This window comes from Microbacterium sp. CSI-V (assembly GCF_001984105.1).
Taxonomy (GTDB): domain Bacteria; phylum Actinomycetota; class Actinomycetes; order Actinomycetales; family Microbacteriaceae; genus Microbacterium.
Genome location: NZ_MTQM01000008.1, coordinates 385,663 through 399,718 on the forward strand (window position 1 = coordinate 385,663; position 14,056 = coordinate 399,718).

The following is a 14,056-nucleotide window of genomic DNA, read 5'->3' on the forward strand; positions in this document are numbered from 1 at the left end:
GCATCCGGGGCGCTCGGCCTCAGTCGGTGGGGCGCCGCCGCATCCTCTTCACATCGGTACGGCGCTGTTTGGCCTGCAGGCGACGCTCCTGAGAACCACGGGTCGGGCGAGTCGCCCGACGCGGGGTCGCGGGTGCGCGCACGGCCTCGCCCACGAGCGCGGCGAGTCGGGCGCGCGCGGCGTCGCGGTTGCGCAGCTGGGCCCGATGCTCGGACGCCGCGATCGTCAGCACCCCGCCGACCAGGCGATCACCCAGTCGCTCGAGAAGACGCTCGCGCTGCACCCGTGACAGCACCGCGGAGCCGGCGGCATCCCACATCAGCTCCACGCGGGAGTCGGTGGTGTTCACGCCCTGTCCGCCCGGGCCCGACGAGCGCGAGAACCGCCACGACAGCTCGGACGCCGGGATCACGAGTCCCGCGCTGACGCGCACGTCGGGTCCGTCGGAAGAGGGCATGGCTCCATCATGCGCGGTCTCTGCATACAGCTCCGGCAGGATCCGCCTCCGGGCGCCGGCCTCCGGTCGCCCCCCAACCCGTTGAGTGTCCAAGACACGCGGACGCCGAACGAGGCGACCCGCGTGTCTTGGACACTGAACCGAGGTTGCGGCCCCGCCCCACCCGCCGAGGCGGGCGGGGACACCGGGTCCGGCGTCAGCGGCCGGACCGCCGGAACAGCGTCACCGCGACGGCCCACGCGACCGCGAGGATGCCGGCGCACCACGCCAGTGCGATCCACACGCTCGCGCCGACGGGCTGCTGCGCGAGCAGGGCGCGGATGGCATCCACGAGGGACGTCACCGGCTGGTTCTCGGCGAACCAGCGCACGGGACCGGGCATCGTGTCGGTGGGCGCGAACGCCGAGCTGACGAAGGGCAGGAAGATCAGCGGGTAGCTGAACGCGCTGGCACCGTCGATGGTCTTCGCCGCGAGGCCGGCGATCACCGCCACCCAGGTGAGGGCGAGCGTGTACGCCATCAGGATGCCGACGACCCCGAGCCACGCGACGGACGACGCGCCCGACCGGAAGCCGACGAGCAGCGCCACGCCGATCACCAGGGTCAGCGACACCGCGTTCGCCAGCAGCGAGGTGAGGACGTGTCCCCACAGGACGCTTCCCGGGGCGATGGGCATCGACCGCAGCCGATCGACGATCCCTCCGCGCACGTCGAGGAACACCCGGTACGCGGTGTACGCGATCCCGGATGCCACGGTGATCAGCAGGATGCCGGGCAGCAGGAAGTCCACGTACGCGGTGCTGCCGGTGTCGACCGCGCCGCCCAGGACGAAGACGAACAGCAGCATGATCGCGACCGGCATGATCGCGGTCGTCACGATCGTGTCGGGGCTGCGGAGGATGTGCCGGAGCGACCGTCCGGTGAGTACGGCGGTGTCGGACAAGGCGTGGGTGGTCATGATTCCTCCTCGGCGAGCGGGCCGGCGGAGCCCGGGGCGGAGCCGACGATGGCGAGGAAGATCTCCTCGAGGGTGGGCTGCTTCTCGACGTACTCCACCGTCGTCGGCGGGAACAGCGCGCGGAGTTCCGCGAGCGTTCCCTCGGCGATGACGCGTCCGCCGTGCAGGATCGCGATGCGGTCGGCGAGGTGTTCGGCCTCGTCGAGGTACTGCGTCGTGAGCAGCACGGTGGTGCCGGACGCGGCGAGGGAGCGCACGGCATCCCATACGTCCAGGCGCGCCTGCGGGTCGAGCCCCGTCGTCGGCTCGTCGAGGAAGACCACGGCCGGCTCACCGACGAGGCTCATCGCGATGTCGAGACGCCGGCGCATGCCACCGGAATACGTGGATGCCGCCCGGCGCGCGGCATCCGTCAGCGAGAAGTGCTCGAGCAGCGCGTCGGCCACGCGGGCGGGGTCGGGCAGATGACGCAGGCGGGCGACGAGCGTGAGAGTCTCGCGCCCCGTCAGGACCTCGTCGACCGCGGCGAACTGCCCCGTGAGGCTGATGGCGGCGCGGACGCGCGCGGCCCGGGTCGCGACGTCGGCTCCGTCGACGACCGCGGTCCCGCCGTCGGCGCGGAGCAGCGTCGACAGGATCCGAACGGGCGTCGTCTTCCCGGCGCCGTTGGAGCCGAGGAGCGCGACGATCGTGCCGCGTTCGACATCGAGGTCGAGGCCGTCGAGGACGCGGACGTCGCCGTACGACTTGGTGAGGTTCCGCACGCGGATGGCGGGACCGGTATCGGTGATGGGCATGGTGTTCCTCTCGTCGTGTTCCGGCCGGAGGGCGCACGAGGCCATCGCCTCCGGCCAGCCGGTTCCGGAGGACGCGTGCGGGAGAGGGCGCTCAGCCCTGCGACTGCGCCGCCTCGTCGATCGCGCGGGCGAGGCGGGCGCGCTCGCGTCCGATCCAACTGCCGTCGCCGTAGTTCGCCATGAACTCCTCGGCGAACACCGACGGTTCGGCGCCCGTCAGGTCGCGGATGGGCGTCTCGGCCGCGGCGGCCTGCTCGAGCAGGTCGGCGAGGTCGGTCACCATGCGGATCAGCGCGTCGCTGTCGTCGCTCGGCCCGAGGTTGAGCACGTAGCGCTCGAGCGCGCGGCCCGCCTGCCGGTAGGGGCCGGGAAGGGCGTCGAGGCGGCGCCGGTAGTCCCGCCACTGCTTCTTGGCGCCCAGGTCGCCGATGATCTTCTCGTACCAGGCCATGTCAGTTCCCTTCGTCGCGGAGCTGCTCGAGCCGATCGGCGAGCAGACCCCAAGTGGTCCAGAATTCGGCGAGCTGTTCTCGCCCCGTGTCGTTGAGGGTGAAGACCTTGCGCGGCGGACCTTTCTCGGATGCCACCTTCTCGACGTCGACGAGATCCCGCTGCTCGATGCGGACGAGGATCGCGTAGACCGTGCCCTCGGCGAGGTCGGTGAACCCCCGCTCGCGGAGATCGGCGGTGATCTCGTACCCGTACGCCGGCCGACGCGAGAGGACGGCCAGGACGACGCCCTCGAGCACCCCCTTGAGCATTTCGGTGTCTTGCCTCGCCATGCGGTACTCCTCAACGTTGACTACCGCTATAAAGTAACACTGAGTACTGGTACCTAGCAAGAGCGAGTACTGGGTCGTAAGCACCCCGTATGCGTCCGCGGGCGGGCCGTAGGGAAACCGTGAGGATCGCGGGATGCCGCGGCGCACAGGAGTTGCATCGACACACGTGCCGCCCTGCGGCGCCCGCGCCACAGCAGTCGCGCGGAAGCTCCCGAACCTGGAGTCATCGTGCTCGATGTCGTCTACCTCGTCGCGATCCTGGCGCTCTTCGCGCTGGTCGCGCTCATCGCGCAGGGGGTCGAGAAGCTGGGCCCGCAGCCCGGCGCTCCCTCCGCGCGCACCTCCGGCCGCGGCCCGCAGACCCCCGCCGCACCCGAGCGAGGGGGCGACTCCGCATGAGCATCCTCGCCGCCGTCCTCGCCGTCGCCGCGATCGTCTACCTCGTGGTCGCGCTCGTCCGTCCGGAGAAGTTCTGATGGATGCCGGAACCACCTGGTCCATCGTCCTGACCAGCCTCACCCTCATCGTCGCCCTGGGCCTGGCCTACCGCCCCCTCGGCGACTACATCGCGCGCATCTACACCGGCGAGCGCGACCTCGCCGTGGAGCGCGGCACCTATCGCCTCATCGGCGTCGACCCGCGGGGTGCCCAGACCTGGCAGGCGTACCTGCGGTCGGTGCTGCTGTTCTCCGCCGCCGGCGTCGTGTTCGTCTACGCGCTCATGCGCCTGCAGCCGCTGCTGCCCTTCTCGCTCGGACTCGACGCCCCCGGCGAGGCCCTGTCGTTCAACACGGCGGTCTCGTTCGTGACGAACACCAACTGGCAGTCGTACGCGGGTGAATCGACGCTCGGCTACACGGTGCAGTTCGCCGCGCTGACCGTCCAGAACTTCGTGAGCGCCGCTGTCGGCATCGCGATCGCGGTCGCGCTGGTGCGCGGCTTCGCTTATCGCCGCAGCGGCGTGATCGGCAACTTCTGGGTCGACCTCGTGCGGGGCACGTACCGCCTGCTGCTGCCGTTCTCGATCGTCGCGGCCGTCGTGCTGCTCACGGGCGGCGTCATCCAGAACCTGAACGGGTTCACGGATGCGACGACCCTCGCGGGCGCGGCCCAGTCGATCCCCGGCGGGCCGGTGGCATCCCAAGAGGCGATCAAGCTCCTCGGCACCAACGGCGGCGGGTTCTTCAACGTCAACTCGGCGCACCCGTTCGAGAACCCCGCGCCGTGGACGAACCTGTTCGAGATCTTCCTGATGCTCGTGATTCCGTTCTCGCTCCCCCGCGCGTTCGGCCGGATCGTCGGCGACGACCGCCAGGGCTACACGATCCTCGGCGTCATGGGCGCGATCTTCGTGGCATCCGCGGCTCTGCTCACGTGGGCCGAGCTCGCCGGCGCCGGGACGGCCCCGCAGCTCGCCGGCGGTGCGATGGAGGGCAAGGAGGTGCGCTTCGGCATCTTCGGCTCGACGCTGTTCGGAACCACCAGCACCCTGACCTCGACGGGTGCCGTCAACTCGATGCACGACAGCTACACGGCGCTCGGCGGCATGATGCCGATGATCAACATGATGCTCGGCGAGATCGCGCCCGGCGGCGTCGGCTCGGGCCTGTACGGCATGCTGATCCTCGCCGTGATCGCGGTGTTCGTCGGCGGCCTCCTCATCGGCCGGACGCCCGAGTACCTCGGCAAGAAGATCGGGCCGCGCGAGATCAAGCTCGCGAGCCTGTACATCCTCGTCACGCCCACGCTCGTGCTGGCCGGCACCGCGCTGAGCTTCGCGCTCCCCGGCATCCGGGACGACGTCGAGACCACCTCGATCCTCAACCCGGGCGTGCACGGCCTGAGCGAAGTGCTCTACGCCTTCACGTCGGCGGCGAACAACAACGGCTCGGCGTTCGCGGGTCTCACCGCGAACACCCCGTGGTTCAACACGGCCCTCGCGGTCGCGATGCTGCTCGGGCGGTTCCTGCCGATCGTCTTCGTGCTCGCCCTGGCCGGTTCTCTCGCGGCGCAGGATGCCGTCCCCGCCACCGCCGGCACCCTGCCGACGCACCGCCCGCAGTTCGCGGGCCTCCTCGCGGGCGTGGCGGTCATCGTCACCGCCCTCACCTACTTCCCGGTCCTCACCCTGGGACCCCTGGCCGAAGGACTCGTCTGACCATGTCCACGCTCACCCACGCCCCGGCGCCCGCCGAGGCCCCGACCCCGGTCGCTCCGCGCCGCGCGTTCAGCGCCGCGCAGATCGTCGCCGCCCTCCCCGGAGCGGCGAAGAAGCTCAACCCCGCGTCGCAGTGGCGCAACCCCGTGATGTTCCTCGTGTGGGTAGGGGCGGCCCTCACCACCCTCATCGCGCTCACCGAGCCGTTCCTCGGCGACGGCGGCGGCGACGCCTCGCTGCCGTTCGGGTTCACGTGGGGCATCGCGATCTGGCTGTGGCTCACGGTGTTCTTCGCGAACATCGCCGAGTCGGTCGCCGAGGGGCGCGGCAAGGCGCAGGCGGCGACGCTCCGGAAGACCCGGACGACCACGACCGCGCGCCGCGTCGTGGCGTACTCCCCCGCGGACCCGCTGGCCACCGCAGCCGCCACCGAGGACGTGCCCTCGGGCGACCTGAGGGTGGGCGACGTCGTGCTCGTCGAGGCGGGGCAGCTGATCCCCGGCGACGGCGACATCGTGGCGGGCATCGCGACCGTCGACGAGTCGGCGATCACGGGCGAGTCGGCACCGGTGGTGCGCGAGTCCGGGGGCGACCGCAGCGCCGTCACCGGCGGCACGCGCGTGCTCAGCGACCGGATCGTCGTCACGATCACGTCGAAGCCCGGCGAAACGTTCGTCGACCGCATGATCGCGCTCGTCGAGGGCGCCTCGCGGCAGCGGACGCCGAACGAGATCGCGCTGAACATCCTGCTGGCGAGCCTGTCGATCGTGTTCGTCGTCGTGGTCCTGGTGCTGAACCCGATCGCCTCCTACGCCGCGTCGCCCGTGTCGATCCCGGTGCTCGTCGCGCTGCTCGTGTGTCTGATCCCCACGACGATCGGGGCGCTCCTGAGCGCGATCGGCATCGCGGGCATGGATCGGCTGGTGCAGCGCAACGTCCTGGCGATGTCGGGTCGCGCGGTCGAAGCCGCGGGCGACGTCACGACGCTGCTGCTCGACAAGACCGGAACGATCACCTACGGCAACCGTCGCGCGTCGGCGTTCGTCCCTCTTGAGGGCGTCGGCGGGCCGCTCCTCGCGGAGTACGCGTCGCTGTCGTCGCAGGCCGACCCCACGCCCGAGGGCGTCTCGGTCGTCGAACTCGCCGCCGCGCAGGGGATCGTCGCCGAGATGCCCCGGGGCGCGGAGCCCGTGCCGTTCACGGCGCAGACCCGCATGAGCGGCCTCGACCTCACCGACGGCACGCAGGTCCGCAAGGGCGCCGCGTCGGCCGTGGTCGCCTGGCTCGCGGCATCCGGATCGGCCGTTCCCGAGACGCTGCGCGCGCAGCTGCAGGAGGAGACGGATGCCATCGCCCAGTCCGGCGGCACCCCGCTGGTCGTCGCGACCCTCACGCCCGCGGGCGAGGGGCGCGTGCTCGGTGTCATCCATCTCAAGGACGTCGTCAAGGACGGCCTGCGCGAGCGGTTCGGCGAGCTGCGGGCCATGGGCATCCGCACCGTGATGATCACGGGTGACAACCCGCTCACGGCCAAGGCGATCGCCGCCGAGGCCGGCGTCGACGACTACCTCGCCGAGGCCACGCCCGAGGACAAGCTCGCCCTCATCCGCCGCGAGCAGGAGGGCGGCAACCTCGTCGCCATGACCGGCGACGGCACCAACGACGCCCCCGCGCTCGCGCAGGCCGACGTCGGCGTCGCGATGAACACCGGCACGTCGGCCGCGAAGGAGGCCGGCAACATGGTCGACCTCGACAGCGACCCGACGAAGCTCATCGACATCGTGCGGATCGGCAAGCAGCTGCTCATCACGCGCGGTGCGCTCACGACGTTCTCGCTCGCGAACGACATCGCGAAGTACTTCGCGATCATCCCGGCGATGTTCATGGGCGTCTTCCCCGGACTCGCGGTGCTCAACGTCATGCAGCTGTCGTCGCCGGCATCCGCGGTGCTCAGCGCCATCATCTTCAACGCGATCGTCATCATCGTGCTCATCCCCCTCGCCCTCCGCGGTGTGAAGTACCGCGCGGCGAGCGCCTCGAGCATCCTCAGCCGCAACCTGCTCGTGTACGGGCTCGGCGGCATCCTCGTCCCCTTCATCGGCATCAAGCTCATCGACCTCGTCGTGAGCCTGCTCCCGGGATTCTGAAAGGCCCCGTCATGCGCACCACCCTGCGTACCGCCGGCGTCGCCGTCCGCGCGATGCTCGTCTTCACCGCGCTCCTCGGCGTCGGCTACATGCTGCTCATCACCGGCATCGGCCAGCTCGCCCTCCCGTCCCAGGCGAACGGTTCGCTCGTGCGTTCCGCGGACGGCACCGTCGTCGGCTCGTCGCTGATCGCGCAGTCGTTCCAGGATGCCGACGGCACCGCGCTGCCGCAGTACTTCCAGTCGCGTCCGTCCGCCGCCTCCTGGGACGCCGCCGCCTCGACCGGGTCGAACCTCGGGCCGGAGAACGCGGATCTCATCGACTCGATCTCCACGAACCGTGCGGCGTTCGAGGCGCTGAACGGGTCCGGCGCGATCCCCGCCGACGCGGTCACCTCCTCGGCCTCCGGTCTCGACCCCGACATCTCCGTTGCGAACGCGGAGCGCCAGGTCGCGCGGGTCGCCGAGGCCCGTGGCATCCCGGTCTCCGACGTCGAAGCGCTGGTCGCGGAGCACACGCTGCCGCGCGACCTGGGCTACCTCGGCGACCCGCGCGTGAACGTCCTCGAGCTCAACCGCGCGCTGGACGCCCGATGACGCGCGAGAATCGCTGACATGCGCACGCTTCCCGCCGCCGCCGTCGCCCTCCCCGGGCGGCGGCGGTTCGGCGCGCCCGCGGTCGGCGCGGTGCCCGCGGCCGCGTCCGGCGTCGTGTTCGCGCCCGCACCCAGGTTGAGTGTCCAAGACACGCCGTTGGCCGCGGGCCGCATCGGCGTGTCTTGGACACTGAAGCCGCACCACCGCGGGAGCGTCCGGTGAAGCGCGGGCACCTTCGCGTGCTGCTGGGCGCGGCGCCGGGCGTCGGCAAGACGTACGAGATGCTCGAAGAGGGGCGCCGGCTCCGCGAGGACGGCCGCGACGTCGTCATCGCGATCGTCGAGACCCACGGCCGCGCCGCCACCGCCGCTCAGGCCGAGGGACTCGAGGTCGTCCCGCGCCGCGACGTCGCGCACCGGGGCGTCGCCCTCGACGAGATGGACCTGGATGCCGTGCTCTCCCGCCGCCCTCAGCTCGCCCTCGTCGACGAGCTCGCGCACACCAACGCGCCCGGGTCGGCGAACGAGAAGCGGTGGCAGGACGTCGAGGTGCTCCTCGACGCGGGCATCGACGTCATCACGACGGTCAACGTGCAGCACATCGCCTCGCTCGGCGACGTCGTCGAGAAGATCACCGGCGTGGTGCAACGCGAGACGGTTCCGGATGCCGTCGTCCGCGCGGCCGACCAGATCGAGGTCGTCGACCTCGCGCCGCAGTCGCTGCGCGACCGGTTGGCATCCGGGTTCGTGTATCCCGCCGAGCGGATCGACGCGGCCCTGTCGAACTACTTCCGGCTCGGCAACCTCACGGCGCTGCGCGAACTCGCGCTGCTGTGGCTCGCCGACGAGGTCGACTCGGCGCTCCAGCGGTACCGCGTCGAGCAGGGCATCGAGGGGTCGTGGCAGGCCCGCGAGCGGGTCGTCGTCGCGCTCACCGGCGGCGCCGAGGGTGAGACGCTGCTCCGCCGCGGTGCCCGCATCGCCGCGCGTTCGGCCGGCGGCGAGCTGCTCGCCGTGCACGTGTCGACGCAGGACGGTCTGCGCGCCGAGGAACCCGGCGCCCTCGCCGTGCAGCGCGCCCTCGTGGAGGCGCTCGGCGGGACGTACCACCAGGTCGTGGGCGACGACGTCGCCGCGGCGCTGGTCGACTTCGCGCGCTCGGTGAACGCGTCGCAGCTCGTCATCGGCGTCAGCCGGCGGGGACGCCTCGGCGCAGCCCTCACGGGCCCCGGCATCGGCGCGACCGTCATCCGCCTCTCCGGCGACATCGACGTGCACATCGTCAACCACGCGCGCGCGGGCGGACGGTTCGCGCTGCCGCGCCTCACGGGCCCCGCGCTGAGCGCGAAGCGCCGCATCCTCGGCTTCGTCACGGCGCTCGCGGGCGGCCCGCTGCTGTCGTGGCTCCTCATCGCCACGGGCACCGACGAGTCGATCACCACCGACGTCCTCGCCTACCAGCTGCTCGTCGTCGTCGTGGCCCTGATCGGCGGCATCTGGCCCGCGGTCTTCGCGGCGGTGCTCTCGGGCCTGACCCTCGACTTCCTGTTCATCCAGCCGCTTTACACGGTCACGATCGCCGACCCGATCCACGCGATCGCCCTCGTGCTCTACGTCATCATCGCGATGCTCGTCAGCGTCGTCGTCGACCAGGCCGCCCGCCGCGCCCGTGCCGCGCGCCGCGCCGCCGCCGAATCCGAGCTGCTCGCCACCGTTGCCGGCAGCGTCCTGCGCGGAGAGAGCGCGGTGCCGGCGCTGGTCGCCCGTGCCCGTGAGGCGTTCGGGCTCGCGGGGGTGCGACTCGTGGCATCCGACGGGTCGGTGCTCGCCACCGACGGCGAACCGGTGCGGGACGGCCGACGCGTCGAGATCCCCGTCGGCGACGGACGCGCCCGTCTCGAACTGCACGGCAGAGACCTGGATGCCACCGAGCGGCGGCTCCTCGACGTCGTCGTCGCGCAGCTCGCCGCAGCCCTGGAGCGCACCGATCTGGCCGAGACCGCCGCCGAGGCGGGAGTGCTGGCCGCGACCGACCAGGTGCGCAGCGCCCTGCTCTCGGCGGTGAGCCACGACCTGCGCCGGCCGCTCGCCGCCGCCGTCGCCGCCCTCGGCGGCCTGCGCGCCGCCGGCGATCACCTCTCCGCGGACGATCGCCGCGAGCTGCTGGAGACCGCGGACGAGAGCCTGGCCACGCTGTCGGTGCTCGTCACCGACCTGCTGGACGTCAGCCGCGTGCAGGCCGGAGTGCTCGCGGTGTCGCTCGGGCCGGTGGATTCTGCCGGTGTCGTTCTCGCGGCGCTGGATGAGCTGGGCCTCGGTCCCGACGACGTCGAGCTCGCGCTCGATCCCGACCTGCCGCCGCTGCGGGCCGATCCGGTGCTGCTGCGGCTAGTGCTCGTGAACGTCCTCAGCAACGCCGTCCGATTCACGCCTTCCGGAGGGCGCGCACGGGTGGCGACGAGCCGTCTGGGCGGAGTCGCCGAGATCCGCGTGATCGACCACGGGCCCGGGGTCGCACCCGAGCGTCGCGGCGACATGTTCGCGCCGTTCCAGCGCCTCGGCGACACCGACAACACCGTCGGCCTCGGCCTGGGGCTGGCGCTCTCGCGCGGCTTCGCCGAGGGCATGGGCGCAACCCTCACGCCCGAGGACACCCCCGGTGGAGGCCTCACGATGGTGGTGGCGCTGCCGGTCGCCGATCAGACGGCTCCCGGCGCCGGGGCCTCGGCATCCCTCCCCCGAACGGAGACCCGATGAAGGTCCTCATCGCCGACGACGACCCGCAGCTCGTGCGGGCGCTGCGGATCACCCTCGCCGCGCACGGATACGACGTCGTCGCCGCGGCCGACGGGGCGGCGGCGATCACGCTCGCCGCCCAAGCGCATCCCGACATCGTGCTCCTCGACCTCGGGATGCCGCACCTCGACGGCGTGCAGGTGATCCAGGCGCTGCGCGGGTGGACGACCGCGCCGATCATCGTCGTGTCGGGGCGCACCGGCTCGGCCGACAAGGTCGAGGCGCTGGATGCCGGCGCCGACGACTACGTCACCAAGCCGTTCCAGATCGATGAGCTGCTCGCGCGCCTCCGGGTGCACGCGCGGCGGTCGATGCCGTCGAGCGGCGAGTCGGTGGTGCGGTTCGGAGACGTCGAGGTCGACCTCGCCGCGAAGGCCGTCACCCGCGCCGGTGCGCGCGTGCACCTCACGCCGACCGAGTGGCGGATGCTGGAGTTCCTCGCCCGGAACCCGGGCTCGCTCGTGACGCGGCAGACGCTCCTCAAGGAGATCTGGGCCAGCGAGCAGGTCGCCGACAGCGGATACCTGCGCCTGTACATGTCACAGCTGCGGAAGAAGCTCGAGGCCGAGCCCTCGACCCCCGCGCACCTGCTGACCGAGCAGGGCATGGGATACCGGCTGGTGCTGTAGCGCGCGCTCCCCCGCCCGCCGTGCGGCGCCGCCCCGCTCCCGAGACGCTGACTCGCCGCGAACGTACGCGAGACCGGCGCGGGGGCGAGCACTCGCCCGAAGTCATCGGGTCGTCGGGGGCTCGAGCGCGCGGTCCGCTGCCTCCGCGGCCTCGAACTCGGCCTGCACGCGGGCGCAGCGGCAGGCGTAGACGATCGAGTGCAGGAGCATCAGCGGACCTCGCCGACCGTGTGGCATCCGGGGCACGGGAAGGCGATGCGGTCGCCGCCCCGCACGTCGTCCGGCAGGGTCACGCTCCCGACCGCGCGCCCCGCCGCATCCACGACGGCGAACTCCACGTCGTACGCGTGCGACACCCGGCCGAGCAGACGCGCCTCGCGCCACACCGCGCCGAGTTCCGCGACGCACGCGTCGATCCGGAGCGCCCGACCCTCGGCATCCACCACCGTCGCGACCACCACGGTCGTCGAGTGGATTCCGGATGCCACCCCTCCCGACGCCGGGATCACCGCGGGACCCGTGCAGACGCACGGCGTGCCGCAGAGGTCGGCGTAGCGGACGATCGACACCGCGCGGACGGTGACGTCGTCGAGCGTGGGGGCCGATCCGGCGGGCCATGCGGTCGCATCGAAGGGCGCCGGGATGCTCGCGCGCAGGGTGGGAAGGAGGGCGGTGAGGGTCATGGCATCCGGTCTACGCCGCGCGGGGCCGGGCTTCTGCGGCGCTGACGTTTTCCGTGCGGCCGCTGCCGCGATCCTCACGGCGCCGCCCCGCCCGCCCCTCGCCCCCGCCCCTCCACCCCCTCCGCTGACTCGGGCCGAATGCACGCGGGATCACCCCGCCGGCGTACGTTCGGCCGAAGTCAGCGGGTGGGGCCGCGCGGGTGGGGCCCCACCCGCGCCCGGCCGCCGCCGCGTAGCCTGGAGGGGTGACACTCCCCTTCGACGTGGCCGCGGTGCGGGCCGAGTTCCCGATCCTCGGCACCGAGATCGACGGCCGCCCCCTCGTCTACCTCGACTCCGGCGCGACGAGCCAGAAACCGCGCGCGGTCCTGGATGCCGAGCGCGGCTTCCTCGAGACCGCCAACTCCGCGGTGCACCGGGGTGCGCACACGCTCGCCGCCGAAGCGACGGAACTGTTCGAAGACGCCCGCGCCGCCGTCGCGGAGTTCGTCGGCGGCACGCCCGAGCAGCTCGTCTGGACCTCCGGCGCCACCGCCGGACTCAACCTCGTCGCCGGTTCCCTCGGCTACGCCGGGCGCCTCCGCGAGGGCGACGAGATCGTGGTGACCGAGAGCGAGCATCACGCGAACCTCATCCCGTGGCAGGAGCTCGCCGCCCGGACCGGCGCGCGCCTCCGCCACATCCCGGTGCACGACGACGGCACGCTCGACATGGCCGCGGCGGAAAGCCTCATCGGCGCGCGCACGAAGGTCGTCGCCTTCCCGCACGTCTCGAACGTCCTGGGGATCGTGAACCCGGTCGCCGAACTCGTCTCCCTGGCGCGAAGCGTCGGCGCGCTGACCGTCCTCGACGCGTGCCAGTCGGCCCCGCACCTCGTGCTGGACCTGCCGGCATCCGGCGTCGACCTCGCCGTCTTCTCGGGCCACAAGATCTTCGGCCCGTACGCGATCGGCGGCCTCTGGGGCCGCGAGGACGTGCTGGACTCGCTGCCGCCGTTCACCACCGGCGGATCCATGATCACCACCGTCACGCTCGAGAAGGCCGAATTCCTGCCGCCGCCGCAGCGCTTCGAGGCCGGCACGCAGCCGGTGTCGCAGGCGATCGGGCTCGCCGCCGCCGTCCGCTGGTTCGGCGCTCTTGGTCGCGACGCCGCGCACGCGCACGAGGCCGCGCTCGAACGGCGTCTCCGTGAGGGACTGCGCTCGATCGACGGCATCCGTCTGCTCGGAGACACGGATGCCGCCGACCGCGTCGCCCTGCAGGCGTTCGACGTCGAGGGGGTCCACGCGCACGACGTGGGGCAGTTCCTCGACAGCCGCGGCGTCGCGGTCCGCGTCGGGCACCACTGCGCCCAGCCGCTGCACCGCCGTTTCGGCCTGACCGCGTCGGTGCGCGCGAGCGCGGCGGTCCACACCACGACCGACGAGGTCGACACCTTCCTGGATGCCGTTTCCGGTGTCCGCAGCTTCTTCGGGGTGCACGCATGAGCGGCCTCGAGTCCCTGTACCAGGACCTGATCCTCGACCACTCGAAGAACCGCCGCGGGTTCGGACTGGCCGACCCCGGAGCGCACAGCGCCACGGTGCACCAGCGCAACCCGATCTGCGGCGACGAGATCACGTTGCGGGTCGACGTCGACGGCGACCGCGTGGCATCCGTCAGCTGGGAGGGCGCGGGCTGCTCGATCTCGCAGGCGTCCGCGTCGATGCTCGTCGCCCTGCTCGACGAGGACGGCGGAGAGGACGGGATGCCGCTCGGTGACGCCGAGGCGCTGATCGGTCGCTTCCGTGAGGCACTGCGCTCGCGCGGCCAGATCCCCCTCGACGAGGAGACGTTCGGCGACGCCGCGGCGCTGTCCGGCGTCTCGAAGTACACCGCGCGCGTGAAGTGCGCGATGCTCGCCTGGGTCGCGCTGGAGGAAGGCCTGCGTCAGGCCTGACCTGTGTGGGCAGGAACTCCGCGATCCGCGCAATCTCCGTGGCATCCCGTCGGTCCTGACCGACCCGGCGCGGATCCCCCACCCGGCGCGGCCGTCGTCGGCGCTATCCTGCGGA

Annotated in this window: 16 protein-coding genes; 10 read left to right on the forward strand and 6 right to left on the reverse strand. The window is 72.1% G+C overall.

Annotated features, from left to right (window positions below):
- Positions 1 to 19 precede the first annotated feature (19 nt).
- The 5 genes from arfB to CSIV_RS08430 all read right to left on the reverse strand — a co-directional run bounded on the left by arfB (position 20) and on the right by CSIV_RS08430 (position 2,994).
- Positions 20 to 457, reverse strand: a complete 438-nt coding sequence (gene arfB / locus CSIV_RS08410; RefSeq protein WP_077050945.1) for an alternative ribosome rescue aminoacyl-tRNA hydrolase ArfB — start codon at positions 455 to 457, stop codon at positions 20 to 22.
- Positions 458 to 653: 196 nt separating this feature from the next.
- Entirely contained in the window at positions 654 to 1,415 is a 762-nt protein-coding gene (locus CSIV_RS08415; RefSeq protein WP_077050946.1) for an ABC transporter permease, read from the reverse strand.
- A complete protein-coding gene (locus CSIV_RS08420) occupies positions 1,412 to 2,212 on the reverse strand; it encodes an ABC transporter ATP-binding protein (RefSeq protein ID WP_077050947.1) in 801 nt (266 codons plus the stop codon). The genes CSIV_RS08415 and CSIV_RS08420 overlap by 4 nt, the downstream gene beginning before the upstream one ends.
- A 91-nt stretch (positions 2,213 to 2,303) precedes the next feature.
- Positions 2,304 to 2,663, reverse strand: coding sequence for a DUF1048 domain-containing protein (locus CSIV_RS08425; protein ID WP_077050948.1), 360 nt, complete (start codon positions 2,661 to 2,663; stop codon positions 2,304 to 2,306).
- Position 2,664: 1 nt separating this feature from the next.
- Entirely contained in the window at positions 2,665 to 2,994 is a 330-nt protein-coding gene (locus CSIV_RS08430) for a PadR family transcriptional regulator (protein WP_077050949.1), read from the reverse strand.
- A gap of 228 nt (positions 2,995 to 3,222) precedes the next feature.
- On the opposite strand from CSIV_RS08430, the gene CSIV_RS18360 reads away from it, so the two are divergent.
- Genes CSIV_RS18360 through CSIV_RS08465 form a run of 8 tightly spaced genes read left to right on the forward strand, consistent with a single transcriptional unit; the run spans position 3,223 to position 11,319 of the window.
- Positions 3,223 to 3,393, forward strand: coding sequence for a hypothetical protein (locus CSIV_RS18360; RefSeq protein ID WP_175627576.1), 171 nt, complete (start codon positions 3,223 to 3,225; stop codon positions 3,391 to 3,393).
- Entirely contained in the window at positions 3,390 to 3,470 is an 81-nt protein-coding gene (kdpF, locus tag CSIV_RS18020; RefSeq protein ID WP_077050950.1) for a K(+)-transporting ATPase subunit F, read from the forward strand. The genes CSIV_RS18360 and kdpF overlap by 4 nt, the downstream gene beginning before the upstream one ends.
- Positions 3,470 to 5,152 (forward strand): potassium-transporting ATPase subunit KdpA, encoded by a 1,683-nt coding sequence (kdpA, locus tag CSIV_RS08440; protein ID WP_077050951.1) that lies wholly within the window; start codon positions 3,470 to 3,472, stop codon positions 5,150 to 5,152. The genes kdpF and kdpA overlap by 1 nt, the downstream gene beginning before the upstream one ends.
- A 2-nt stretch (positions 5,153 to 5,154) precedes the next feature.
- On the forward strand, positions 5,155 to 7,299 hold the full coding sequence (gene kdpB / locus CSIV_RS08445; protein WP_077050952.1) for a potassium-transporting ATPase subunit KdpB: 2,145 nt from the start codon (positions 5,155 to 5,157) through the stop codon (positions 7,297 to 7,299).
- Positions 7,300 to 7,310: 11 nt separating this feature from the next.
- Positions 7,311 to 7,895, forward strand: a complete 585-nt coding sequence (gene kdpC, locus CSIV_RS08450; RefSeq protein WP_077050953.1) for a potassium-transporting ATPase subunit KdpC — start codon at positions 7,311 to 7,313, stop codon at positions 7,893 to 7,895.
- Positions 7,896 to 7,913: 18 nt separating this feature from the next.
- Positions 7,914 to 8,117, forward strand: coding sequence for a hypothetical protein (locus CSIV_RS08455; protein WP_077050954.1), 204 nt, complete (start codon positions 7,914 to 7,916; stop codon positions 8,115 to 8,117).
- Positions 8,114 to 10,651 carry a sensor histidine kinase gene (locus CSIV_RS08460; RefSeq protein ID WP_077050955.1) on the forward strand — a complete coding sequence of 846 codons (2,538 nt, stop codon included), beginning with the start codon at positions 8,114 to 8,116 and terminating at the stop codon, positions 10,649 to 10,651. Before CSIV_RS08455 ends, CSIV_RS08460 begins: the two co-directional genes overlap by 4 nt.
- Positions 10,648 to 11,319, forward strand: coding sequence for a response regulator (locus CSIV_RS08465; protein WP_077050956.1), 672 nt, complete (start codon positions 10,648 to 10,650; stop codon positions 11,317 to 11,319). Before CSIV_RS08460 ends, CSIV_RS08465 begins: the two co-directional genes overlap by 4 nt.
- Positions 11,320 to 11,528: 209 nt before the next feature.
- On the opposite strand, the gene CSIV_RS08470 is transcribed toward CSIV_RS08465, so the two are convergent.
- Positions 11,529 to 12,002 (reverse strand): hypothetical protein, encoded by a 474-nt coding sequence (locus CSIV_RS08470; RefSeq protein ID WP_077050957.1) that lies wholly within the window; start codon positions 12,000 to 12,002, stop codon positions 11,529 to 11,531.
- A 245-nt stretch (positions 12,003 to 12,247) separates the two neighbouring features.
- Here CSIV_RS08470 and CSIV_RS08475 point away from each other — a divergent pair, with 245 nt between their 5' ends.
- Entirely contained in the window at positions 12,248 to 13,489 is a 1,242-nt protein-coding gene (locus tag CSIV_RS08475; RefSeq protein ID WP_077050958.1) for an aminotransferase class V-fold PLP-dependent enzyme, read from the forward strand.
- Complete coding sequence (gene sufU, locus CSIV_RS08480) at positions 13,486 to 13,941, forward strand: Fe-S cluster assembly sulfur transfer protein SufU (RefSeq protein ID WP_077050959.1); 456 nt, start codon at positions 13,486 to 13,488, stop codon at positions 13,939 to 13,941. Before CSIV_RS08475 ends, sufU begins: the two co-directional genes overlap by 4 nt.
- Positions 13,942 to 14,056: the final 115 nt, after the last annotated feature.